Below are 21985 nucleotides of genomic sequence, written 5' to 3'. Positions count from 1 at the left end.
ATGTCGCAGATCGTCCTGAACGAGACCGCCCACCAGCAGGAGCACGGTTACGAGGATGCCGGCTCGCTGAGCCTGTTCGGCTTCTGGATCTACCTGATGACCGACTGCATCCTCTTCGCCACGCTGTTCGCCACCTATGCGGTACTGGGCCAGGCCACGGCGGGCGGACCGAGCGCGGCGGACATCTTCGAACTGCCCTACGTACTCGGCGAAACCTTCCTGCTGCTGTTCAGCAGCATCACCTACGGCTACGCCATGCTCGCCAACCACCGCAAGGACAAGCGCCGGGTCCTGCAATGGCTGGGGGTGACCTTCGTCCTCGGCCTGGGCTTCATCGCCATGGAGCTCAACGAGTTCCATACGCTGATCGCCGAGGGCAACGGCCCGCAGCGCAGCGCCTTCCTTACCGGTTTCTTCACCCTGGTCGGTACCCACGGCCTGCATGTGCTGATCGGCCTGGTGTGGATGGCGCTGCTGATGCTCCAGGTCCGGCAGCGCGGCCTGTGCTGCGTCAATTCCACGCGCCTGAGTTGCCTGAGCCTGTTCTGGCATTTCCTGGACATCGTCTGGGTCTGCGTGTTTACCGTCGTCTATCTGTTCGGGGTGATCTGATGTCCAGTGAAAGCCAGGTTCACAGCAGCGCCGGCGCCAGCCAGTCCAGCGCCAGGTCGTACAACATCGGCTTCCTGCTGGCAGCCATCCTGACCCTCGTTCCCTTTGCCCTGGCCCTGTACCCGAGCATGTCGCGGCGGGTCACCTTCGCGGTGATCCTTGGCTGCGCGGTGTTGCAGATCCTGGTGCACGTGGTCTTCTTCCTGCACCTGACCACCGCCCGCGAGCAACGCTGGAGCCTGGTGGCGCTGGTGTTCAGCGTGGTGATCATCGCCCTGCTGGTGGGGCTGTCGCTGTGGATCATGTACTACGTGCACGCCAATATGCTGGGTTTGTGAAATCGGATCGAACTGTGACGGTCGCAGGGCACCCCATAAGAAGGACCCTGAGCAAACCACCCGAGGACAACCCGGAGGCTGACCACCCATGAACGAGCGCATCATCGGACTGTTCACCGACACCACGCTGTTCGGCATTTCCCTTCTCAACCTGCTCCTGGCGCTGTGCGTGACGTTGCTGACCTTCCTCGTCTCGCGCGCCGCCATCAGCTTCCTGCTGCGCCGGGTACGGCGCTGGTCGGAGCATGACGGCGCGCTGAGCCAGGTGCTGGCCAAAGTCCTGGCCGGCACCAGCAACCTGCTGCTGTTCCTTGCCTCGCTGCTGGTCGGCCTGGGCATGCTCGACCTGCCCGAGCGCTGGCTGAACCGGGTCGGCAGCCTGTGGTTCGTGGTCGCGGCGTTGCAGATCGGCCTGTGGGCCAACCGTGCCATCGCCCTCGGCCTGTCGCGCTACTTCGCCCGGCAGAGCAGCGACGGCCTGTACCAGCGCGGTGCCCTGGCCACCCTGTCGGCCTGGGGTGCGCGGGTGCTGTTGTGGTCGGTGGTACTGCTGGCGATGCTGTCCAACCTGGGGGTGAACATCACCGCCTTCGTCGCCAGCCTGGGCGTGGGCGGGATCGCCGTGGCCCTGGCGGTGCAGAACATCCTCGGCGACCTGTTCGCCTCGTTGGCGATCGCCGTGGATAAACCGTTCGAGGTCGGCGACTTCATCGTCATCGGCCCGCTGGCCGGGACCGTCGAGAACGTCGGCCTGAAGACCACGCGAATCCGCAGCCTGGGTGGCGAACAGATCGTCATGTCCAACGCCAGCATGATCAGCAGCACCATCCAGAACTACAAGCGCCTGCAGGAGCGGCGCATCGTGTTCGAGTTCGGCCTGTCCTACGACACCCCGACCGAGGCAGTGAAGCAGGCACCGGAGATCGTCGAGCAGGCCATTCGCGCGCAGGACCAGGTGCGCTTCGACCGTGCCCACCTGCGCGGCTTCGGCAAGGAAGCGCTGGAGTTCGAGTGCGTGTATATCGTCAAGGACCCGGGCTACAACCTGTACATGGATATCCAGCAGGCGATCAATTTCCACCTGCTCGAGCGCTTCTCCAGGATCGGCGCAAAGTTCGCCGTGCCGGTGCGGGCGATCAAGGTCACGGCACTGCCACAGGAAATCCAGGCGCAGCAGCTTCCCGAGCGCGGAGCGGCGTTCGGGCAGGCTTAAAGACCATGAGCAAACCTAAAGTTCTTCGCGAATAAAATGAGTTTGTCTCACCACAGCGCAATCCCGAAAATCCCTCCACTGATTTTTTCGATGGAGAGATTGCAGCATGGCACTGGCACACAACCTCGGTTTCCCGCGCATCGGACGCGACCGTGAACTGAAAAAGGCCCAGGAAGCCTTCTGGAAAGGCGAGCTGGATGAAGCCGGCCTGCGCGCCGTGGGCCGCGCGCTGCGTGCCAGCCATTGGCAGGTGCAGAAGGATGCCGGGATCGAGTTGCTGCCGGTCGGCGACTTCGCCTGGTACGACCAGGTCCTGACCCATTCGCTGACCTTCGGCGTGATCCCCGAGCGCTTCCGCAACCACACCGGCAAGCCGACCCTGCACACCCTGTTCGCCATGGCCCGCGGCGTCAGCGAAGGGTGCTGCGGCGCCCATGCCCAGGAAATGACCAAGTGGTTCGACACCAACTACCACTACCTGGTCCCCGAATTCACGGCCGACCAGCAGTTCGAACTGAGCTGGGAACAGCTGTTCGAGGAAGTCGATGAAGCCCTGGCGCTGGGCCATGCGGTCAAGCCGGTGGTGCTGGGGCCACTGACCTACCTGTGGCTGGGCAAGGCCAAGGGTGGCGACTTCGACAAACTGGAGCTGGTGGACCGCCTGCTGCCGCTGTACGGCCAGATCTTCCAGCGCCTGGCCGCGCAAGGCGTGGAATGGGTGCAGATCGACGAACCGATCCTGGCCCTCGACCTGCCCCAGGACTGGAAGAACGCCTACGAGCGCGTCTACAACCTGATCCAGCGTGAACCGCTGAAGAAGCTGGTCGCCACCTACTTCGGCGGCCTGGAGGACAATCTCGGCCTGGCCGCCAACCTGCCGGTGGACGGCCTGCATATCGACCTGGTGCGCGCCCCCGAGCAGTACCCGACCATCCTCGACCGCCTGCCGGCCTACAAGATCCTGTCCCTGGGCGTGGTCAACGGCCGCAACGTCTGGCGCTGCGACCTGGAAAAAGCCCTGGAGGTGCTGCGTCACGCCGCCGAGCGCCTGGGCGATCGCCTGTGGATTGCGCCATCCTGCTCGCTGCTGCACAGCCCGGTGGATCTGGAGCGTGAAGACCAGCTGGATGCCGAACTGAAAAGCTGGCTGGCCTTCGCCGTGCAGAAATGCCGGGAAGTCGCCCTGCTGACCAAGGCCATCGACCAGCCAGACGCCGCCGACGTGCGCAGTGCGCTGGAGCAGAGCCGCGCCGTGCAGGCCAGCCGCGCTGCCTCGCCTCGCATCCACAAGCCCACCGTGCAGGCTCGCCTGGCAGCGATAAAGCCGGCCGACAGCCAGCGTCATTCGGCGTTCGCCCAGCGTATCGGCAAACAGCGCGCCCACCTCGACCTGCCCGCGTTCCCCACCACCACCATCGGCTCGTTCCCGCAGACCGCCGCCATTCGCCTGGCGCGCCAGTCCTTCAAGCAAGGCCGGCTGACCGAGGCCGACTACGTCGAAGCCATGCACAGCGAAATTCGCCACGCCGTGGAAATCCAGGAAAACCTCGGGCTCGACGTGCTGGTGCACGGTGAAGCCGAACGCAACGACATGGTCGAGTATTTCGCCGAGCAACTGGACGGCTACGTCTTCACCCGCTTCGGCTGGGTCCAGAGCTACGGCTCGCGCTGCGTGAAACCGGCGGTGATCTTCGGCGACCTGAGCCGTCCGCAGGCGATGACCGTGGACTGGATCAGCTATGCCCAGGGCCTGACCAGCAAGGTCATGAAAGGCATGCTGACCGGCCCGGTGACCATGCTGATGTGGTCCTTCCCGCGCGAAGACGTGAGCCGCGAGGTCCAGGCCCGGCAACTGGCCCTGGCCATCCGCGACGAAGTGCAGGACCTGGAAGCCGCGGGCATCCGCATCGTGCAGATCGACGAAGCGGCCTTCCGCGAAGGCCTGCCGCTGCGTCGCAGCGCCTGGGGGCATTACCTGGAATGGGCCACCGAAGCCTTCCGCCTGTGTGCCGCTGGCGTGCGCGACGAAACCCAGATCCACACCCACATGTGCTACAGCGAGTTCAATGACGTGATCGAATCGATCGCGGCCATGGACGCCGACGTGATCACCATCGAAACCTCGCGCTCGGACATGGAACTGCTCGACGCCTTCGAGAAGTTCGACTACCCGAACGAGATCGGCCCCGGGGTCTACGACATCCACTCGCCGCGGGTGCCGGGCAAGGACGAGATGATCAAGCTGCTGGAAAAGGCCGCGCGGCGCATTCCGGCCCAGCGACTCTGGGTCAATCCGGACTGCGGCCTGAAGACCCGCGGCTGGCCGGAAACCGAAGCGGCACTGGTGAACATGGTGGCTGCGGCACGAGAGCTGCGCAGGCGGGTTCAAATCTAGTTATCCTTGCCGCCATCCCGGCACGGGCCGCCACACAGGCATGACAGCAGTGCCGTGGTGGCCCGTTGGAGGAATAACCGGAATGCGCATGAAAGCCCTGTCCATCGTCAGCCCCGGCGGCACGAGGATCGCCTGCGGGCAGAAAACCCTCGAAATCCGTCGCTGGCAGCCTGGCCTTGAGCCCTCCGAGGACCTGCTGATCGTCGAGAACAAGCGCTTTTTGCATAACGACGGTGAGCAGGACGATGGAGTTGCCGTCGCCATCGTGCGGGTAAAGGCGGTTCGCCCCTTCGAAGTCGGCGATATCGAGGCGGCCTGTGCGAGTTATCACGAAGAAGGCTGGCTCGCCTGGGAACTCACCGACCTGAGGGCGATCACAGCACCGGTGCCGATGCGGGCCGAGCGAGGCATCTACGAAGTGGATTTCCCGGCCCTGCATCCGTAGTTTCCCACCCGTCCAGGATATCCGTCTCAATGGAACTGACCCGCATTTCCCCCCGCACGATCAAACCCGCCCTCGCCCTGCTGCTCGGCCTGTGGGCCGGCAACTCGCTGGCGACCGGCCTGGCCGAAGGGCTGCTGCAATGCCAGCCTTCGTTCTTCAAGAACCTGCATGCCCAACGTGGCGAACTGGCCCGTCAGGTGAAGCTGAGCCAGGACGACAAGGCCGGCGTGGCCTGGATATCGGTCGCCGACCGCACGAGCCCGGAGGGTGCGCTGCTGACCTTTGCCCATCCCGTGGATGACAACGGCCTGCCGTTGACCGCCTGGTATGACCGGGCCTTCGACCTGGGCGCGCAAGGTACCTATTACTTCTGGGGCTTCGAAACCGTGGCCAGCCGCGAGGAGGTCATGGCGAAACTGCCCCAGGCCCACTGGGAAGAAGCCGGGGAATATTTCATTTCCCGGCCGCAGATCAAACCGCGCGGCAGTGACGCCTGGCAGGACAACCCGAACGCGGCATCGGGCATCGCGCCGGCGGCAGGCTCTGCGGAAAAGCTGCTGATGCTCAGCACCGAGGACGGCAAGACCCGCCTGCTGTGCTCGCTGCAAGGCAGCATCGATACCGCGTTGCTGCAGCGCGAGCGCCCGGATGTCGTACCAGGAGCCGGGCAATGAAACCTGTCCTGTGCCTGACCGCAGCCCTGCTCCTGGCCGGCTGCGCCCATGACGGGGCGAAACCCGAAGCGACGCCGGCTGCCCCGCCGGCCAAGCCTGCGGGCATGTTCGAAATCATGTCCACGCCCGAAGTGGCCACTTTCTTCGCGGCCAACTCCGTCGCCCTTTACCAGGGCAAGCCGCAGTTGCGCCAGTTCAACCTGGTTCACAATTACGGCAAGCCCGAGCAGATCGGCGCTGGCAAGACCTATGTGCGCAGTTCGAGCGCCTTGCGGGTGATCAACTGCGAACGGGACGAAACGGCCCAGTTCGGCCGGGTTTATTTCACCGACTATTTCGCCAGCGGCGAAGAGATCGCGCGCAGGGACGAGACCCCACAGTGGGAGCCCCTGCAGCGCCAATCGATCCTCGGGGAGCTGCGCAATCTGGTCTGCGCGATCGATGCCAAACGCCTCAGGGCCGCTGGCCACTGAACACCCGGCGCAACGGCAGGGACCGTAGCGCCGGAACTGTATACAAAAAAATATAAATACAACTACAATCCTCCGGCGCCTACGACATTGGCAATCGCCCATGCGTATAGCGACGGTCTGACACCATGCAACACCTGATCCTGCCCGAACCACTCGGGCGCCCTCTCCCGATGTCGCTTGTCGTGCGCCTGGCCGCCGACGATGAACTCCGTTCTCGCGAAAGCCTGGACCCATCGAGGCCCCGCGCCCCGACCGCCTTCTCGCCCCCTTCGCATTGATCGAATCGCCGCCAAGGCATCCCATCGAAACCGCACTCCCATCAGGAGAGGAATACCCATGCCCAAGACATTACTGGTCAAGAACGCCACGCTGCTGGTCACCATGGACGGCGAACGCCGTGAAATCAAAGGTGGCGGCCTGTATATCGTCGACAACCTGATCCAGCAGGTCGGCCCCAGCGACGCGCTGCCGCAACAGGCCGACGAGATCCTCGACATGACCGGCAAGGTGGTCATCCCCGGCCTGGTCAACACCCACCACCATATGTACCAGAGCCTGACCCGCGTGGTCCCGGCCGCCCAGGATGGCGAACTGTTCAACTGGCTGACCAACCTGTACCCGATCTGGGCCCGGCTGACCCCGGAGATGATCGCGGTCTCGACCCAGACCGCCATGGCCGAGCTGATCCTGTCGGGCTGCACCACGTCCAGCGACCACCTGTACATCTACCCCAACGGCTGCAAGCTCGACGACAGCATCCACGCCGCCGGCGAGATCGGCATGCGCTTCCATGCCGCCCGCGGCAGCATGAGCGTCGGCCGCAGCCAGGGCGGCCTGCCGCCGGACTCGGTGGTGGAAAAGGAAAGCGACATTCTCAAGGAGTCGCAGCGCCTGATCGAGGACTACCACGATGCCAGCCATGGCTCGATGCTGCGGGTCGTGGTCGCGCCCTGCTCGCCGTTCTCGGTGAGTCGCGACCTGATGCGCGAAGCCGCCGTGCTGGCCCGTGAGCATGGGGTTTCGCTGCACACCCACCTGGCGGAGAACGTCAACGACATCGCCTACAGCCGCGAAAAATTCGGCATGACCCCGGCCGAATACGCCGAAGACCTGGGCTGGGTCGGCCACGATGTCTGGCACGCCCACTGCGTGCAGCTCGACCAGCACGGCATCGAGCTGTTCGCCCGCACCGGCACCGGGGTCGCCCACTGCCCGTGCTCGAACATGCGCCTGGCCTCGGGCATCGCGCCGATCCGCAAGATGCGCGATCACGGTGTACCGGTGGGCCTGGGCGTCGATGGTTCGGCGTCCAACGATGGCGCCAGCATGATCGGCGAAGTGCGCCAGGCCCTGCTGTTGCAGCGGGTCGGCTTCGGTCCGGATGCGATGACTGCGCGCGAAGCCCTGGAGATCGCCACCCTGGGCGGCGCCAAGGTGCTCAACCGCAACGACATCGGCGCCCTCGCCCCGGGCATGGTGGCCGACTTCGTCGCCTTCGACCTCGGCCATGTAGCCTACGCCGGCGCCCTGCACGACCCGCTGGCGGCCCTGGTGTTCTGCACCCCGACCCATGTCGATACCAGCGTGATCAACGGCCGGGTGGTGGTGAAGGACGGGCGCATCACCACGGTGGACCTGCCGCGGGTGCTGGAGCGGCACAACCGGCTGGCGCGGCAGTTGGTGCTCGGCGAGTAAAAGATCTCCGCTACCGCTGATGGCCTCATCGCTGGCAACGCCAGCTCCCACAGGGACCGCGTGCACCGCAAATCCTTTGGGAGTCGCGCAGAGAACAGTTCTAAAGCAGGACGCGTACCCTGTGGGAGCGGGTTTACCCGCGATTGCTGTAGTGAATTCACCATAGCAATCGCGGGTGAACCCGCTCCCACAAGGTCCTTGCAAATCAAATAGTTATGTCTTGCTCAATGAGAGCCGCCGCAGCCTGGGAGGCCGCCGAAAGCAGCCGCTTTTATCCGGGGATTGCCAAACCTGCTGCAAAAAGGTGAAATTGCAAAAAATTCTCATTAGCGACTCTTTCCCATGTCTGTCGACGATTTCGCCCTGCGCTCCGCCGTCCATGATCTGTACAGCAGTCACAGCGGCTGGCTGCGTGGCTGGTTGCGCAAGCGCCTGGACAACCACAGCGATGCCGCCGACCTGGTCCAGGACACCTTCGTACGGGTGCTCAAGGCGCGGCAGGCCACGGACATTCGTCAGCCCCGCCAGTACCTGAGTACCGTGGCCAAGGGCCTGATGATCGATCTGTTCCGCCGCCGCGCCCTGGAGCACAGTTACCTGGAAGCCCTCGCCGCCCTGCCCGAGGAAACCTGGCCTTCCCAGGAAACCCAGGCCATCGTCCTCGAGACCCTCATGGAAATCGACCGCATGCTCGACAGCCTTGGCGACAAAGTGCGCCAGACCTTCATCCTGTCGCAGTTCGAAGGCCTGAGTTACCCGAAGATCGCCGAGCGCCAGGGCATCTCCCTGCGCACGGTGAACAACCATATGGCCAAGGCCATCGAGCACTGCTGCCTGATCCGCATGGGCTTGCTGTGAGCAGCGCCCGCCCTGCCCTGGACCCTGCCGAACGCGCGGCCCTGCGCAGTGCGGCGCAGTGGTATGCGCGCCTGTCGTCCGGTATCGAGACCGAGTCCGACCGTCTCGGCTGGCAGCACTGGCACAACGCCGATCCGCTGCACCGTCGGGCCTGGCAACAGGTCGAGTCGATACGCCAGATGGTCGAGGGCGTGCCGGGCGATGTGGCGGCTTCGGCCCTGCGCCAGGCGCGGGAATCCCGGCGCCGGGTCCTGCGCCAGTTGTTGCTGCTGGCCGGGGTCGGCGTGGTGGGCTGGAACGGCTGGGACAGCCAATGGCGCGCGGCGCTGATGGCCAGCCACCGTACCGCCGTGGGCGAACAACGCCGCCTGGCCCTGGCCGATGGCAGCCAGGTGCTGCTCGACAGCCATTGCGCCCTGGACGTGCACTTCGACGCCGAGCGCCGCTTGCTGCGCCTGCTCAGCGGTCGGCTGCTGGTGGAGACGGCGGTCGATGGCCTGGCCCGGCCCTTCGTGGTGGAGACTGCGCAAGGACAGGTCCGCGCCCTGGGCACCCGCTTCACGGTGCAGACCGAAGCCCGGTTCTGCGAAGTGGCGGTGCTGGAGAAAGCCGTGGAGGTCCGCCCGGCTGCCGGTGAGCGCGTCATGCGCGTCGAAGCCGGGCAACAAGTGCGCTTCGACCGCCTGCGCCTCGGCGAGCCCTGGCAGAGTGATGCCAGCGTCGCCTCCTGGCGCAGCGGCAGCCTGATCGCCATCCAGCGCCCCCTCGGCGATCTGCTCGACGAACTGTCGCGCTATCGCCATGGCTGGCTGCGCTGCGATCCCGCCATCGCCGACCTGAAGATTTCCGGCGCCTTCCCCCTGGACGATACCGACCGCGCCCTCGCCGCCCTGGAAAGCGGCTTCGGCCTGCGCATCGTGCGGCGCACCGCCTACTGGGTCAGCGTACAGGCGGCATAGGGATGAATTGCCGCCGAAAGATGCGAACGAAAAATACTTAGATTCAGGTTGCACTGTTTGCCCGCCCTGCTCGGCCAATCCTCAGTAGATGCCGTTTTGCACGGTTTCATTTGGGGAGGAACACCATGAAGTACCCGCACGCACGCCTGCTGACACCGGTAGCCGTAGCCATTCGCCTGGGCTTTTGCACACTCGGCGCGCTCAGCCTGCCGGGGCTGGCCCACGCTGCCGAAGCCGGCGCGATGCAATCCTGGCACATCCCGGCCGGCAGCCTGGCCACCGTCCTCAGCACCTTTGCCTCGGCGTCCGGCACGGCCCTGTCGTTCGATGCGGCGTTGCTCCAGGGCCGTCAGTCCGGCGGGCTAGACGGCACCTACAGCGTCGACCAGGGCTTCGCCATCCTCCTGCAAGGCAGCGGCCTGCAAGCGGTGCCGCAGAGCAACGGCTCCTACGCGCTGCGCCCCTTGCACAACGAGCAGGGCTCGATGGAACTGGACGCCACCACCATCAGCAGCCAGCGCCTCGACCCCACCACCGAAGGCACCGACTCCTACACCGCCCGTGCCGTGACCATCGGCAAGGGCGTGCATACCCTGAAGGAAACCCCGCAGTCGCTGACCGTCATCACCCGCAGGATGATGGACGACCAGAACCTCAACACCCTGGAAAAGGTCCTGGAAAAGACCCCGGGCATCACCGTTTACGACTCGCCCATGGGCGGCAAGTACTTCTTCTCCCGCGGTTTCAACATGGATGGCCAGTACCAGTACGACGGCGTGCCGCTGGATGTGGGGGGCAACTATGTGCAGGCCAACAGCTTCTCCAGCGACATGGCCTTCTATGACCGGGTCGAAGTGCTCAAGGGCGCGGCGGGCATGCTCAAGGGCTCGGGCAGCTCCGCTGGCGGCGTCAACTTCGTGCGCAAGCGCGGGCTGGAAACCGCGGCGACCAAGCTGACGATGTCCGCCGGTAGCTGGGACGATTACCGCGGCCAGATCGACGTTGGCGGCCCGTTGAACGAATCCGGCAGCGTGCGCGGCCGCGCCGTGGCCACCCTGCAGGACCGCCAGTATTTCTACGACAACGCCAAGCGCCAGGACCAGGTGCTTTACGGCGCACTCGATTGGGACATCAGCCCGGACACCACCCTCGGCTTCGGCCTGGCCTACGAGGACGTCGATGCCTCACCCTGCTACCACGGCCTGCCGCGCTACGCCGACGGCAGCGACCTCAAGCTGTCGCGCTCGACCTGCCTCGGCGCCAGCTGGAACGACCTGCAAAGCCAGCGCATCACCGGCTTCGCCGACCTCAAGCACCGCTTCAACGACGACTGGTCGCTGAACTTCGCCTCGGTCTATACCCATAACGACCAGGACATCGAATACGGCTACTCCGAGGGTGCCGTTGCCGTGGGCGCCAGCACTGCCGCCATGGGCCGCTACGCCGGGCGCTTCGACTACGACCAGACCGACTACGGCTTCGATACCTACCTCGACGGCAAATTCCGCGCCTTCGGCCTGGAGCACGAGGTCATCGTCGGGATGAACGCCAGCCGCCAGAAGAACCACGACTACTTTGCCCTGATGCGCCTGAGCGGCTCGCAGAACCCGTTCGATCCGTCGTCGGACTTCCCTCATCCCTCCAAGGCCGATTACCTGGTCAACCCGACCCGGGGCGGCAGCGTGCCGACCGACTCCCTCACCCGCCAGTTCGGCACCTACGCCAATGTGCGCCTGAAGCTGGCCGAGCCGCTGACCCTGGTGCTCGGAGGCCGGGTCAGTTGGTACCGCAACCACAGCGACTCCTATACCCAGGCCTATGACTACTGGGTGCCCAACCGCAGCCAGGAAAACGGCCAGGTCACCCCGTTCGCCGCGGTGCTGTATGACCTGAACGAGCAGTGGACCGCCTACGCCAGCTATGCGGATATCTTCCAGCCACAAAGCAACAAGGTCACCGCCGACGGCCAGACGCTGCAACCCAAGACCGGTGCCAACTACGAGATCGGTATCAAGGGCGAGCTGTTCAATGGCGAACTGAATACCGCGTTCAACCTGTTCCGGACCATCGAGGAGCATCGTGCCGAAACCGACTATGTCGGCACCTGCATGGGCTCCGGCGACCAGTATTGCTACACCGACAACGGCAAGGTCCGCGCCCAGGGCTTCGAGGCGGAAATCAGCGGCTCGCCGGTCGAGCGCCTGCAAGTGCTGGCCGGCTACACCTACACCCAGACCAAATTCCTCAAGAGCATCAACGAGGTCGACAGCAACGACCTGACCTTCAGTTCCAGCTTCGTACCGAGGCACATGCTGCGGGTCTGGGGTGATTACCAGCTCGACGGCGCGCTGGAACGCTGGAGCCTCGGTGCCGGGGTCAGCAGCCAGAGCGAGAACTCGCGCTACAACCGCACCCTGAAGATCGAACAGCCGGGCTACACCCTGTGGAGTGGCCGCGTGCAATATCGCGTCGACCAGAATTGGACGGTGGCGCTGAACGGCAACAACCTGTTCGACAAGAAGTACTACGCCACCATCGGTGCACCGGGATGGGGGAACTACTACGGGGAACCGCGGAATTTCATGGTCACGGTGCAGGGAGCGTTTTGACCGCGACCTGCAACTTACTGGTTTCACGTCCTGCACATTGACCAACAAATCGCCACCATGGATGATGGCCGCTCCCTGTACAAGGACGAACAAATGCTACGGATTCTAGGCAAAGCCACCTCCATCAACGTGCGCAAGGTCCTCTGGACCTGCGCCGAAATCGGCCTTCCTTTCGAGCGCGAAGATTGGGGCTCGGGCTTCCGGGCCCTCGATACTCCGGAATACCTGGCCCTCAATCCCAACGCCATGATCCCGGTGATCCAGGACGGCGATTTCATCCTGTGGGAATCCAACAGCATCATCCGCTACCTGGCCACCCGCTATGGCGAAGAAGCCCTGTATCCGCTGGAGGCGCAGGCCCGGGCCCGGGTCGATCAATGGATCGACTGGCAGGCGTCCGATCTCAACCGGTCGTGGAGCTACACCTTCATGTCGCTGGTGCGCCATTCGCCCTTGCATCAATCGCCCGAGGCGCTTGCCGCCGGGCAGGCGGAATGGTCGCGGTACATGGGCATCCTCGACCAGCAACTGGCCCGTACGGGCGCCTTCGTCGCTGGCGAACGCTTCACCCTGGCCGACATCCCCGTGGGGCTGTCGGTCAACCGCTGGTTCGGAACGCCCTTCGAGCGGCCGCACCTGCCGGCGGTGAGCGAGTACTACGAGCGACTGAGCGAACGCAGCGGGTACCTGCTGCACGGACGAAACGGCACGCCTTGAAACCCGCGTCCCTCGAATGCGTCGGAAAAAGATGTTGCATTTGAGGGCGAAACTTCCCCGACTTCCGACTTTCTTGTAGGCAATTTCCCAAGCATACTCCCCAGCCCTGCCAACTGGTTGCGTCTGGTGGAAACGGTGCCTAGTCTTCGTCGGTCGTCGCAAATCGACGACACGGACTTAGCAGTCCGAATGCATAGAAGACCAACAGTTTCCTTTCATGGCGGCTGTGCGTGCGGGCACCTTCGGGTGCGCCGGGTTTCTCCTATGCCTCGGTCTGCTAACCCACGCACGGTCGCCACCCTTCGTTTAGCAGCGACGTCTGGCGACTCCGATGAAAATAGGAGAAATGCCATGAAGAAAGTCGTTCCCGATCCACCTCCCGTCCTCTGCGTCGGCCCCGGCCTCTACCACAACGAAGCCATCGCCAGGGCTGCCGAGCATCTCGAAAAAGCCATCCACGGCGCAGGCTCACTGCCTGACACGCCCACTCCGCGCAACGAAGCCAGACTGAGCAGCATCCTGCTGGAAATGAGGATTGCCAAAGCCCTGCTGGGCGTGGCGTTGTCGGCCTCACCGGTTACCATCGAGGTGTAGAAAGCAGCAAAACGCGTACCCTGTGGGAGCGGGTTCACCCGCGATTGCGGTAGTGAATTCACCATAGCAATCGCGGGTGAACCCGCTCCCACAGGGTACGCGTCGTGCTTTCGAACCTGTTCTCTACGCGACAGCGCAGCCTGAAAGGCTGGGCGGACGCCTGCGGCAAGCTGGTCCGAATCAGAAATCAGCCCGCAAGGTCACCGTGTAGTTGCGCGGATCGCCGTAGTGGTTCGCCGCATGCAGCCAGCCAATCGTCGAGTAGTACTTCTTGTCGAACAGGTTGTTGCCGTTGAGCGCCACGCTGAAGTGCTTGTCGATCCGGTACGCCAACCGCGCATTCCACACCGCATACCCCGCCTGCTCGATATCCCCCACGCCGTCGGTGCCGCCGAAGTTGGTGTGGTAGTTGCCGCTCTGGATATTCGCCCCGCCTCCCACCGTCCATTGCTCCAGTCGGCCCGGCAGGTTGTAGTCCGCCCAGAAGCGCAGCAGGTGCCGCGGCGTGTAGCTGTTGAAGGTGGAACCGGCCGTGGACACGTCATCGTTCGGGTCGTTGAGGTACTCGGTGGTGGTGTAGGTGTACCCGGCGAACAGTTGCAGCCCCGCCAGCACCTCGCCGCTGACCTCGGCATCGAAGCCCTGCGCCCGGACCTTGCCCCCGGCGACATAGCAATCGTTGTTGCACGCCGGGTTATTGGTCACCTGGGCGCGGTTTTCCTGTTCGACGCGGAACAGCGCAAAGCTGGTGTTCACTCGCCCGTCGAGCAGTTCGCCCTTCAACCCGAGCTCGTAGTTGGAGCCGGTGATCGGCTTGAGGGTGGTGCTCTGTGCGGTCAACTCGGTCTGCGGCTTGAAGATATCGGCGTAGCTGACATAGGTGGACCACTGATCGTTGAGCGCGTAGATCAGACCGCCGTAGGGCGTGAACTCGCCGCTCTCCCGCGACCGGGCGGGGTCCGGCGAGGCGGCGTTGAAACGGTGCAGGTCATAGTCGTAGCGGTAGTTGCTGCTGCGCCCTCCCAGCACCAGGGTCAGCGGCTCCGCCAGCTTGTAGCGCGCCACGCCATAGATACCGTTCTGGCTGATCTTGCCCTTGGACGTCCCGGCATAGGTGGTGCCCAGCAACTGCTCCAGGGTCGGCCGCGGCGGCGAGACCGGATCGTAGAGGTTGATCGCCCCCAGATTGAGCAGACCGCCTTGCAGGTCGTCGGTTTGCAGGTCGCTGGCGTTGGCCCCCAGCACCACCTCGTGCTCCAGGTCGAACGCCCGCCATTTGCCGGTGAGGTTGATATCGGCACCCTTGTTGATGTTCTCGAAGTCGTACAGGTAGGCCCGGGAACGCATGCCGTCGCCCGTCGCCGGATCGACCGCCCCGCGCCCGAAACTGTAGAGGATGTAGTTGGTTTCGCGCATGTAGCTACCGGAGGCCTTCAGCCGCCAGTCATCGTTGAAGTCATGGGTGATGTCGGCGAAGTAGGTGGTCTGCTTGTTGTTCCATGTGTTCCAGTCGGCGCCGGTGAAGGTCGAGCGCCCGGCGTTCACCGCACTGCCGTCCTTGTTGCGCGGCAGGCCGCTGAAGAACGGCACGGCGTGCAGGTCTTCGACACTGGCGCCGGCCGCCACCGTGGTGCGGTCGCCGAGGTCGTACTCGAGGATGCCGTAGAGCACGTTCTTGCGGCTTTCGGCGGTATCGTAGAAGTAATCCTGGTCTTCATGGGCGGCGACCATCCGCCCGCGCAGCGAGCCATCGCCTTGTTCTGGAGTCACTTGCGTGGCAGTCGTAAACGAATGCCTGGCTCCCATGCTGAACAGCCCTTCTCAGCGTGACACTCCCTCAGCCGGCATCGGTAGGCCAAATGTAGCCCATCGTCGGCGGGTTGCCTTGAAAGCGACGGACGGCCAACGACTGTCGCCGGTCAAACGGATTCGCTGGCCTGGGTAGCACTCACCTCTTCACTGGACTCGGCCGCCAGCTTCAACCGGTCCGCCTTGGAGACGTAGGTGTTCCTGTTCTTGGGCGCCAGCTTGGCACTGGCCTTCTTGGCCTTGGCCTTGAACAGTTGCTGGAGCTTTTTTTGACGATTCATGGCGGTGTACTCGGCTGGAACGGCGGTCGCACACAGTACGGAGTCAGCCGGGTCGTGTCCATGGACCTGTTCGGGTTCCGTCATGTGAAGCCAGCGATTACGGTAGTGGCTTCACTCAAGCAATGACGAATTAATGAATCCATTTCCTCAAACAAGAGAAAAAACACCAGAAATAAGACCTCTTTTAACAAATAGACTGGGACGCTGTTCATTGGAGCCCCTCGTTCATGTCCGTCCACCAGCCCGTCCCTCGCTTGGCATCTACCCGCTCCACCGGGATCAGCATCGCCATACTCGCCTTTTCAGCCTTCCTGATCGTCACTACCGAATTCCTCATCGTCGGCCTGCTGCCTGCCCTGTCCCGGGACCTGGGCATCTCGATTTCCATGGCCGGACAACTGGTCACATTGTTCGCCTTCACCGTGATGCTGTTCGGCCCGCCGCTGACCGCCGCCCTCTCCCATGTCGACCGCAAGAAACTGTTCATCGCCATCCTGCTGATCTTCGCCGCGTCCAACGCACTGGCGGCCGCCTCGGACAGTTTCGTGGTCCTGGCCCTGGCACGGATCATCCCGGCGCTGGCCTTGCCGGTGTTCTGGGGCACTGCCAGCGAAACCGCCGGGCATCTGGCGGGCCCGTTGAAAGCCGGCCAGGCGATTTCCAGGATCTACCTCGGCATCTCGGCGGCCATGCTGCTGGGCATCCCGCTGGGCACGGTGGCCGCCAGCGCCATCGGCTGGCGAGGCGCATTCTGGATGCTGGCGGGCCTGTCGCTGCTGATGGCGCTGGCGGTGACGCTGTGCATCCCCAGCGTCGCGCGAACCGCCAAGGTCGATTTCTTGAAACAGGCACGGATCTTCAAGGAGCCGTTGTTCCTGGCGAACGTGCTGCTGTCGGTCGTGGTGTTCAGCGCCATGTTCATCGGCTACACCTACCTCGCCGATATCCTCGAACGGGTCGCAGGGGTCCCGGCGGCGCAGGTGGGCTGGTGGCTGATGGGCTTCGGCGCGATCGGCCTGGTGGGCAACTGGATAGGTGGCAAGGCGGTGGACCGCTCGCCGATCAAGGCCACCGCGCTGTTCCTGGCGCTGCTGGCGATCGGCATGGCGGCAATCGTCCCATTGGCCCATGCAGGCGTGCTGTTCGCTGCCGCGCTCGGGCTCTGGGGTATCGCCAATACGGCGCTGTACCCGATCAGCCAGGTGCGGGTCATGGCTTCGGTCAACCACGCCCAGGCCCTGGCCGGCAGCACCAACGTGTCTGCCGCGAACGCCGGTATCGGCATCGGTGCGGTGATCGGTGGGCTGACCATCCCGGCCCTTGGGGTCGAATGGATCGGCTATATGGCCGCGCTGGTCGCGCTGCTGGCCCTGCTGATGGTGCCGCTGGTGCGCAGGCTCGATCCAGCACGCTGATCAGGGTTCGGCGCGGGTTCCGTGGGGAGCCAGGCGCGGTAGCAGGTAATCGAGCAAGGCGCGGACCTTCGGCAGGTTTTCCCGGCTCTTGAGCCAGACCAGGTGCATCGGCAAGCCATCGTGGGCCAGGTCCGGCAGCACCTCGACCAGGGTGCCCGCATCGACATGCCGCTGGGTCAGCCAGGTCGGTAGCTGGCCAATGCCATGGCCGGCGAGCACCGCAGCCACCTCGCCCTCGCCATCGCCCACCGCGATGCGCGCCTGCATGGTCCGACGTTCCATCTCGCCGGGTTGGCGCCCCTTGAAGAACCAGGGGCTGACCAGCCCGTTGCTGTGCCCGTAGACCACGCACTGATGCTGCTCCAGGTCCTGCCCGGTGCATGGCACCCCATGGCGTTCCAGGTAGTCGGGAGAAGCGCAGAAGATCTGGCGCTGGGCACCGAAATAACGATGGCCGAGACTGGCTGGCCAGACGTCCGCACCGCCGATGCGCACGACAATATCGATGCCCTCCTGGACGGGATCGACAAAGTGGTCGGAGAAGGAAACATGTGGCTGCAACAGTGGATGCAGGCGCAGGAAGTCCATGATCAACGGCAGCACGTGCAAGCGACCGTAGGAGGCCGGCAGTTCGATCCGTACCCGCCCGTGAGGCTCGTTGCCCTCACAGGCCAGGGCCTGCTCGACTTCCTCCAGGTCCGCCAGCACCGAGGTGCAGGTGCGGTAGAAGGTCAGCCCGGCTTCGGTCAGCGCCAGGCTGCGGGTGGTCCGGCTGAACAGGCGAGTGCCCAGGCGCCCTTCCAGGCGCGCCACGCTTTTGCTCACGGCGGAGCCGGTCAGGTTCAAGCGTTGTGCCGCAGCGGTAAAGCTGCCCAGGTCGGCAACGGCGACGAATACATCGATGCCCTTGAGCCGTTCGGAGGAGAACATGCGCAGTCCAGTGTCGGGTGAAACCGCTATTAGCGCTCAAGGTGAAACATTAAGCAACGCCGGAGCGAGCGACGCACTCGCCCCATCACCAGCGTAACGGCAATGACATGGATCACTAGGTGAAGCGGGTAAATCCGCCCAACACTTCCACTCATTCAATTGAATTGAATTTTTCCGAACCGCGCCTCTCCATGTATCCGGTATCTGATGAAGGAGATCGCCATGAAGGGACCCCAACTGTATGTAATCGATTATGAACTGCGCGGCGAACCTCGCACTTTCATCATCAGGCTGGAACGCATGGATAATGCCGAAGCCTGGCATTGGGCAAGTTGCGATGCGGGAATAGGCGTTATTCCGCGTTTCGGTCAACATAAGATCAAGAAAGTGAGCAAACCGATGGCAGAACGCTATGGCCTGGAGAATGTACGCTGGCGATTGGCCGGGGACGGACCGGCCTTCCAGCCACCACCCGTGGACCCGAAGAAGTTCGCCGAGACCAGCACGCTGCCGGACTGAAGGAGCCCGCAGCAAAAGCCCGACCTCAGGTCGGGCTTTTTCTTTCAAGCCTTCCCCACGCTGGCGTACCTTCCGCCGCGTGCCAGACGGGTCGCGGCCAGGCGCTTGGCATGCACCACGCCGAACGCCAGGGCCTTGGACATGGATTCGCCAGGACGCGAATCGTAGGCTTCTTCATATAGCGCCTGGCCTTCGGCGGCATAAATGCCGATGAACAATTGCGTATTGCCAGTACGCGACAGCCTGACTTGAACATCAATATGGCTGCCATCATCGAGTATTTCGTCGTAGGAGCGATGGTGAAGGCCGGCATCCGCCCACGCCCAGAATACCTCTCCTCGAATTCTCATCGGGTCCTCCTGAAGTTTGATGAAACGACACTCGACACAGTAGCCCTTTGTTTGAGCGACTGGAAACTTATTGCGCAAATAAACGGCAATCCAGACCGACGGGCCTAACAAAGTTATACCTGAAGTTGCTCGCTGTATAACTTATTCAGAAAGTTATACATAAAGGCTCGCACGCCAACTATTGGTCATGCATTCGAAAAGGTCCCTGCAATTAGCCTTGATGCTCTTAATGCACTTCGTCCACTAGTGTCGAACACAGTAAAAACCCTCGCCGCTTGCCCTCGGTCATTACTGAACACAGACCAACCTGTGTGACAGATACGAGGTGAAAGATCATGGCTGACAATCAGGACAAACGCGACAACCAGGGCGGCAACGCCAATACCAACCCGGGCAACTTCGCCAATGACCGCGAGAAGGCTTCCGAGGCGGGCCACAAAGGTGGCCAGGCCTCCGGCGGCAATTTCAAGAACGACCCGGAGCGTGCTTCCGAAGCCGGCCATAAAGGCGGCCAGGTCTCCGGCGGCAACTTCAAGAATGACCCGCAGCGTGCCTCCGAAGCCGGCCACAAAGGCGGACAGGCCTCCGGTGGCAATTTCGCCAACGACCGTGAGAAAGCCTCCGAGGCCGGACGGGTCGGCGGCCAGCACAGTCATGGCGGTGGCCGCAAAAGCGATGACGACAATCGCTGACCGGTGCTTGAAGCGTAGGTAGTGAAGCTTGCAAGACCGTGTAAACCTGCCGGGGCGGCAATCGCCCCGGCTGCTCGCCGAGGAAAAATCCCATGTTCATGCACAACAAGCGATTGCAGTACACCGTGCGCGTCAGCGCACCGGATCCGGCATTGGCCAACCTGCTGCTGGAACAGTTCGGTGGCCCCCAGGGCGAACTCGCCGCAGCGATGCGCTACTTCACCCAGGCGGTCAGCGAGGATGACCCAGGACGCAAGGACATGCTGTTCGATATCGCCACCGAGGAACTGAGCCACCTGGAAGTCATCGGCTCCATCGTGGTGATGCTCAACAAGGGCGCCAAGGGCCGGCTTGCCGAGGGGGTGGAAGCGGAAGGCGAGCTGTATCGCTCGTTGACCGGCGCAGGCAATGACTCGCACATCACCAGCCTGCTGTACGGCGCCGGGGCACCGTTGGTGAATTCCGCCGGTGTGCCGTGGACGGCGGCCTATATCGACACCATCGGCGAACCGACCGCCGACCTGCGTTCGAACATCGCTGCCGAGGCCCGGGCCAAGATCGTCTACGAGCGCCTGATCAACGTCACCGACGATCCAGGCATCAAGGATGCACTGGGCTTTCTCATGAGCCGGGAAATCGCCCACCAGCAGTCCTTCGAAAAGGCCCTGCACTCGATCCAGCCGAACTTCCCGCAAGGCAAGCTGCCCGGCCATCCGGAATTCAACCGGACCTACTTCAACCTCTCCAGCGGCGGCGAAATGCGCGGGCCGTGGAACGAGGGCGAAGACTGGGTATACGTGGAAGAGCCGCAACCGGCGGTGGATGGTGGCGACGGTTCGGCCTCGGTTGAACTGGACGATTTTTCCGCAAGCACCCTCGAAAGCATGAAGCTCAGGACCATGTCCAACCCCAATGCGCAGCCGATCACCGCGGCTGATCTTGGCAAGGTCAATAACGACGAGGCGTAAAAAACCGCGCCGGGCCCTGGGGCCCGGCGCGGTTTTTTTCTGCTTAGCGCTTGGCCTCGGCATCCGGATCGGCCGAACGTTCAAGGAAGGCCCGGGTCACTTCCGGCAGGTGTTCCCTCAGCCAGTCGGCCATGGCGATCTCCTCCTTGATGATCGAGCGGCAGACCTCGGCGGTGGCCACGTCTCCCGCCGCCTCGGCGGCTTCGATCAACACGGTGTAGCTGGCGATTTCCAGATTCTCGAACACGTAACCGGCCATGGCGCCCTTGACCACCTCGTCGCTCATGGTCATGCCACCTACGCCCTGAGCGAAAGCCATCAACTTGCCCGCCAGGTCCTTGAGGGTCGAGGTGCTGCCGCCCAGGCGTTCGATACAGCCCACCAACTGGCGTTGCTGGCCGCGGGTTTCCTCGATGTGCTTGACGATCCGGGTCTTGAGCAATGGGTAGTGTTCCAGGCGCTCGGCCTGGGCCTTGAGCATGCTTTCGGCCTGCTGCTCCATGGCATGGGCATCACGCAGCCAGTCCAGCAGGTGTTCCTGTGGTGTGGTGGTCATAAGGAAGACTCCTGTTTCCATGGGTGGAGTAATTGAGAGGCCTGGCCAGGCGCGCAGGTCCTTGACAACGACAGGCGGTAACCGTGCGCCCCGGTCATCGAAAAGGCTGAACCTGCAGGGCCGTGGCGCCCTCGAACGGCAACCCCACTCACCCCAGGAGGCAAGCGAAATGGCCCGGCATCTTTTCCTGATCAGCTATATCCAGAACAACCAGCCCGGCACCTGCGAGCTGTACAGCGAGGAGGAAACCCTGACGCCCGAACAGGCCGCCGCCCACTTGCAGGGCCTGCAGCGCGGCGATGCGGCCTCGTTCAGCGATGTGCAGGTGCAACGCCTGGAACATGACCACGAGCCCGGCACCACGCCAGGCCACTATCAACAGCCGTGACACGACGCAGCGGGAGCGACGAAGTCGTCTCCCGCCACGGCCCGCAGGTAACTGCGATCGGCCAGGGTCCTGAGGTCGCGCCATTGCTGCCAGCCGACCAGCCCCTGGCGGTCCATCTCGTCGGCACGTCTTAGCAGCTCATCGTGGTAGTCGTCCGGACGCTCGCGGCGCAAGCGATGGTCGTCGTAGATCGCAAACCAGGCATCCAGGGCTCGGGCCCCATTGCTTGTGCACCACACCGACTCATCGATTGCATTCATCGCCGTCCTCCTCTACCTACAGGGTGGAGCACCGTGGCGAGGACGGGGTTCAACGCGAGTACGCCAGCGGTCGTTCGGCTCTTCGCTGATGGGTATCTACACATCTTTTGAGGTAAGAAGACCCGTCAGTAGATCGCATCAGGGCTGGCAGGTGCTTGTCATGAGTTTTCTGGCGTCCTCGAGATCGAGCGCCGCCCGCGCGGCGCATCGCCGGCAACGCCGGCTCCCACATTTG

Annotated in this window: 24 protein-coding genes; 18 read left to right on the top strand and 6 right to left on the bottom strand. The window is 63.6% G+C overall.

Features of this window, described 5'->3' with window-relative positions; all coding sequences use genetic code 11:
- The 13 genes from cyoC (at position 1) to ACKLLE_RS23250 (ending at position 13582) form a co-directional block, all read left to right on the top strand.
- Entirely contained in the window at positions 1 to 612 is a 612-nt protein-coding gene (cyoC, locus tag ACKLLE_RS23310) for a cytochrome o ubiquinol oxidase subunit III (RefSeq protein WP_037062104.1), read from the top strand.
- Positions 612 to 950, top strand: coding sequence for a cytochrome o ubiquinol oxidase subunit IV (cyoD, locus tag ACKLLE_RS23305; RefSeq protein WP_009406455.1), 339 nt, complete (start codon positions 612 to 614; stop codon positions 948 to 950). Before cyoC ends, cyoD begins: the two co-directional genes overlap by 1 nt.
- Positions 951 to 1038: 88 nt before the next feature.
- A complete protein-coding gene (locus tag ACKLLE_RS23300; protein ID WP_064304016.1) occupies positions 1039 to 2163 on the top strand; it encodes a mechanosensitive ion channel family protein in 1125 nt (374 codons plus the stop codon).
- A 106-nt stretch (positions 2164 to 2269) separates the two neighbouring features.
- On the top strand, positions 2270 to 4558 hold the full coding sequence (gene metE, locus ACKLLE_RS23295) for a 5-methyltetrahydropteroyltriglutamate--homocysteine S-methyltransferase (RefSeq protein WP_420059189.1): 2289 nt from the start codon (positions 2270 to 2272) through the stop codon (positions 4556 to 4558).
- A gap of 82 nt (positions 4559 to 4640) precedes the next feature.
- A complete protein-coding gene (locus tag ACKLLE_RS23290; RefSeq protein ID WP_420059188.1) occupies positions 4641 to 5003 on the top strand; it encodes an ASCH domain-containing protein in 363 nt (120 codons plus the stop codon).
- Between the two features lie 29 nt (positions 5004 to 5032).
- Positions 5033 to 5677 (top strand): hypothetical protein, encoded by a 645-nt coding sequence (locus tag ACKLLE_RS23285; RefSeq protein ID WP_420059187.1) that lies wholly within the window; start codon positions 5033 to 5035, stop codon positions 5675 to 5677.
- On the top strand, positions 5674 to 6150 hold the full coding sequence (locus tag ACKLLE_RS23280) for a surface-adhesin E family protein (RefSeq protein ID WP_420059186.1): 477 nt from the start codon (positions 5674 to 5676) through the stop codon (positions 6148 to 6150). Before ACKLLE_RS23285 ends, ACKLLE_RS23280 begins: the two co-directional genes overlap by 4 nt.
- Before the next feature lie 336 nt (positions 6151 to 6486).
- Positions 6487 to 7845 (top strand): 8-oxoguanine deaminase, encoded by a 1359-nt coding sequence (locus tag ACKLLE_RS23275; RefSeq protein WP_420059185.1) that lies wholly within the window; start codon positions 6487 to 6489, stop codon positions 7843 to 7845.
- 342 nt (positions 7846 to 8187) lie between these two features.
- Positions 8188 to 8703: a sigma-70 family RNA polymerase sigma factor gene (locus ACKLLE_RS23270; protein ID WP_420059184.1), complete on the top strand. Its 516-nt coding sequence runs from the start codon at positions 8188 to 8190 to the stop codon at positions 8701 to 8703.
- Positions 8700 to 9662 (top strand): FecR domain-containing protein, encoded by a 963-nt coding sequence (locus ACKLLE_RS23265; protein WP_420059183.1) that lies wholly within the window; start codon positions 8700 to 8702, stop codon positions 9660 to 9662. The genes ACKLLE_RS23270 and ACKLLE_RS23265 overlap by 4 nt, the downstream gene beginning before the upstream one ends.
- Before the next feature lie 125 nt (positions 9663 to 9787).
- Complete coding sequence (locus ACKLLE_RS23260) at positions 9788 to 12271, top strand: TonB-dependent siderophore receptor (protein ID WP_420059182.1); 2484 nt, start codon at positions 9788 to 9790, stop codon at positions 12269 to 12271.
- A gap of 93 nt (positions 12272 to 12364) precedes the next feature.
- The gene (locus ACKLLE_RS23255; RefSeq protein WP_420059181.1) at positions 12365 to 12988 is read left to right on the top strand and encodes a glutathione S-transferase family protein; all 624 of its coding nucleotides are present in this window, start codon (positions 12365 to 12367) and stop codon (positions 12986 to 12988) included.
- Positions 12989 to 13339: 351 nt separating this feature from the next.
- The gene (locus ACKLLE_RS23250; protein ID WP_064304008.1) at positions 13340 to 13582 is read left to right on the top strand and encodes a hypothetical protein; all 243 of its coding nucleotides are present in this window, start codon (positions 13340 to 13342) and stop codon (positions 13580 to 13582) included.
- Positions 13583 to 13762: 180 nt separating this feature from the next.
- On the opposite strand, the gene ACKLLE_RS23245 is transcribed toward ACKLLE_RS23250, so the two are convergent.
- Entirely contained in the window at positions 13763 to 15388 is a 1626-nt protein-coding gene (locus ACKLLE_RS23245; RefSeq protein WP_420059180.1) for a TonB-dependent siderophore receptor, read from the bottom strand.
- 113 nt (positions 15389 to 15501) lie between these two features.
- A complete protein-coding gene (locus tag ACKLLE_RS23240; protein WP_420059179.1) occupies positions 15502 to 15672 on the bottom strand; it encodes a DUF2986 domain-containing protein in 171 nt (56 codons plus the stop codon).
- A gap of 227 nt (positions 15673 to 15899) precedes the next feature.
- Here ACKLLE_RS23240 and ACKLLE_RS23235 point away from each other — a divergent pair, with 227 nt between their 5' ends.
- On the top strand, positions 15900 to 17087 hold the full coding sequence (locus ACKLLE_RS23235; RefSeq protein WP_420059178.1) for an MFS transporter: 1188 nt from the start codon (positions 15900 to 15902) through the stop codon (positions 17085 to 17087).
- On the opposite strand, the gene ACKLLE_RS23230 is transcribed toward ACKLLE_RS23235, so the two are convergent.
- A complete protein-coding gene (locus ACKLLE_RS23230) occupies positions 17088 to 18017 on the bottom strand; it encodes a LysR family transcriptional regulator (protein ID WP_420059177.1) in 930 nt (309 codons plus the stop codon). It abuts the gene before it with no gap.
- A 222-nt stretch (positions 18018 to 18239) separates the two neighbouring features.
- On the opposite strand from ACKLLE_RS23230, the gene ACKLLE_RS23225 reads away from it, so the two are divergent.
- Positions 18240 to 18536, top strand: a complete 297-nt coding sequence (locus tag ACKLLE_RS23225) for a DUF6555 family protein (RefSeq protein ID WP_009406423.1) — start codon at positions 18240 to 18242, stop codon at positions 18534 to 18536.
- 44 nt (positions 18537 to 18580) lie between these two features.
- Here ACKLLE_RS23225 and ACKLLE_RS23220 read toward each other — a convergent pair whose 3' ends face one another.
- Positions 18581 to 18886, bottom strand: coding sequence for a hypothetical protein (locus ACKLLE_RS23220; RefSeq protein ID WP_420059176.1), 306 nt, complete (start codon positions 18884 to 18886; stop codon positions 18581 to 18583).
- Positions 18887 to 19221: 335 nt separating this feature from the next.
- On the opposite strand from ACKLLE_RS23220, the gene ACKLLE_RS23215 reads away from it, so the two are divergent.
- A complete protein-coding gene (locus ACKLLE_RS23215) occupies positions 19222 to 19578 on the top strand; it encodes a con-10 family general stress protein (RefSeq protein WP_420059175.1) in 357 nt (118 codons plus the stop codon).
- A 92-nt stretch (positions 19579 to 19670) separates the two neighbouring features.
- A complete protein-coding gene (locus tag ACKLLE_RS23210; RefSeq protein ID WP_009406414.1) occupies positions 19671 to 20546 on the top strand; it encodes a manganese catalase family protein in 876 nt (291 codons plus the stop codon).
- Between the two features lie 43 nt (positions 20547 to 20589).
- On the opposite strand, the gene ACKLLE_RS23205 is transcribed toward ACKLLE_RS23210, so the two are convergent.
- The gene (locus tag ACKLLE_RS23205) at positions 20590 to 21102 is read right to left on the bottom strand and encodes a ferritin-like domain-containing protein (RefSeq protein WP_009406413.1); all 513 of its coding nucleotides are present in this window, start codon (positions 21100 to 21102) and stop codon (positions 20590 to 20592) included.
- A gap of 169 nt (positions 21103 to 21271) precedes the next feature.
- Here ACKLLE_RS23205 and ACKLLE_RS23200 point away from each other — a divergent pair, with 169 nt between their 5' ends.
- A complete protein-coding gene (locus ACKLLE_RS23200) occupies positions 21272 to 21490 on the top strand; it encodes a hypothetical protein (RefSeq protein ID WP_009406412.1) in 219 nt (72 codons plus the stop codon).
- On the opposite strand, the gene ACKLLE_RS23195 is transcribed toward ACKLLE_RS23200, so the two are convergent.
- On the bottom strand, positions 21478 to 21750 hold the full coding sequence (locus ACKLLE_RS23195; RefSeq protein WP_009406411.1) for a hypothetical protein: 273 nt from the start codon (positions 21748 to 21750) through the stop codon (positions 21478 to 21480). The two genes, ACKLLE_RS23200 and ACKLLE_RS23195, sit on opposite strands and share 13 nt — an antisense overlap.
- Positions 21751 to 21985 lie beyond the last annotated feature (235 nt).

Source organism: Pseudomonas bharatica (assembly GCF_048586865.1).
Classification (GTDB): Bacteria; Pseudomonadota; Gammaproteobacteria; order Pseudomonadales; family Pseudomonadaceae; genus Aquipseudomonas; species Aquipseudomonas bharatica.
The sequence above is the reverse complement of the archived record's forward strand: the minus strand, read 5'-3'. Positions and strand labels throughout refer to the sequence as shown.

Coding starts and splice junctions, on each gene's coding strand:
- ACKLLE_RS23290 (WP_420059188.1), top strand. CDS start 4,641: ATGCGCATGAAAGCCCTGTCCATCGTCAGCCCCGGCGGCACGAGGATC.
- ACKLLE_RS23200 (WP_009406412.1), top strand. CDS start 21,272: ATGGCCCGGCATCTTTTCCTGATCAGCTATATCCAGAACAACCAGCCC.
- ACKLLE_RS23210 (WP_009406414.1), top strand. CDS start 19,671: ATGTTCATGCACAACAAGCGATTGCAGTACACCGTGCGCGTCAGCGCA.
- cyoC (WP_037062104.1), top strand. CDS start 1: ATGTCGCAGATCGTCCTGAACGAGACCGCCCACCAGCAGGAGCACGGT.
- ACKLLE_RS23255 (WP_420059181.1), top strand. CDS start 12,365: ATGCTACGGATTCTAGGCAAAGCCACCTCCATCAACGTGCGCAAGGTC.
- ACKLLE_RS23285 (WP_420059187.1), top strand. CDS start 5,033: ATGGAACTGACCCGCATTTCCCCCCGCACGATCAAACCCGCCCTCGCC.
- ACKLLE_RS23280 (WP_420059186.1), top strand. CDS start 5,674: ATGAAACCTGTCCTGTGCCTGACCGCAGCCCTGCTCCTGGCCGGCTGC.
- ACKLLE_RS23245 (WP_420059180.1), bottom strand. CDS start 15,388: ATGGGAGCCAGGCATTCGTTTACGACTGCCACGCAAGTGACTCCAGAA.
- ACKLLE_RS23230 (WP_420059177.1), bottom strand. CDS start 18,017: ATGTTCTCCTCCGAACGGCTCAAGGGCATCGATGTATTCGTCGCCGTT.
- ACKLLE_RS23260 (WP_420059182.1), top strand. CDS start 9,788: ATGAAGTACCCGCACGCACGCCTGCTGACACCGGTAGCCGTAGCCATT.
- ACKLLE_RS23195 (WP_009406411.1), bottom strand. CDS start 21,750: ATGAATGCAATCGATGAGTCGGTGTGGTGCACAAGCAATGGGGCCCGA.
- ACKLLE_RS23300 (WP_064304016.1), top strand. CDS start 1,039: ATGAACGAGCGCATCATCGGACTGTTCACCGACACCACGCTGTTCGGC.
- cyoD (WP_009406455.1), top strand. CDS start 612: ATGTCCAGTGAAAGCCAGGTTCACAGCAGCGCCGGCGCCAGCCAGTCC.
- ACKLLE_RS23205 (WP_009406413.1), bottom strand. CDS start 21,102: ATGACCACCACACCACAGGAACACCTGCTGGACTGGCTGCGTGATGCC.
- ACKLLE_RS23250 (WP_064304008.1), top strand. CDS start 13,340: ATGAAGAAAGTCGTTCCCGATCCACCTCCCGTCCTCTGCGTCGGCCCC.
- ACKLLE_RS23270 (WP_420059184.1), top strand. CDS start 8,188: ATGTCTGTCGACGATTTCGCCCTGCGCTCCGCCGTCCATGATCTGTAC.
- metE (WP_420059189.1), top strand. CDS start 2,270: ATGGCACTGGCACACAACCTCGGTTTCCCGCGCATCGGACGCGACCGT.
- ACKLLE_RS23215 (WP_420059175.1), top strand. CDS start 19,222: ATGGCTGACAATCAGGACAAACGCGACAACCAGGGCGGCAACGCCAAT.
- ACKLLE_RS23275 (WP_420059185.1), top strand. CDS start 6,487: ATGCCCAAGACATTACTGGTCAAGAACGCCACGCTGCTGGTCACCATG.
- ACKLLE_RS23240 (WP_420059179.1), bottom strand. CDS start 15,672: ATGAATCGTCAAAAAAAGCTCCAGCAACTGTTCAAGGCCAAGGCCAAG.
- ACKLLE_RS23220 (WP_420059176.1), bottom strand. CDS start 18,886: ATGAGAATTCGAGGAGAGGTATTCTGGGCGTGGGCGGATGCCGGCCTT.
- ACKLLE_RS23235 (WP_420059178.1), top strand. CDS start 15,900: ATGTCCGTCCACCAGCCCGTCCCTCGCTTGGCATCTACCCGCTCCACC.
- ACKLLE_RS23225 (WP_009406423.1), top strand. CDS start 18,240: ATGAAGGGACCCCAACTGTATGTAATCGATTATGAACTGCGCGGCGAA.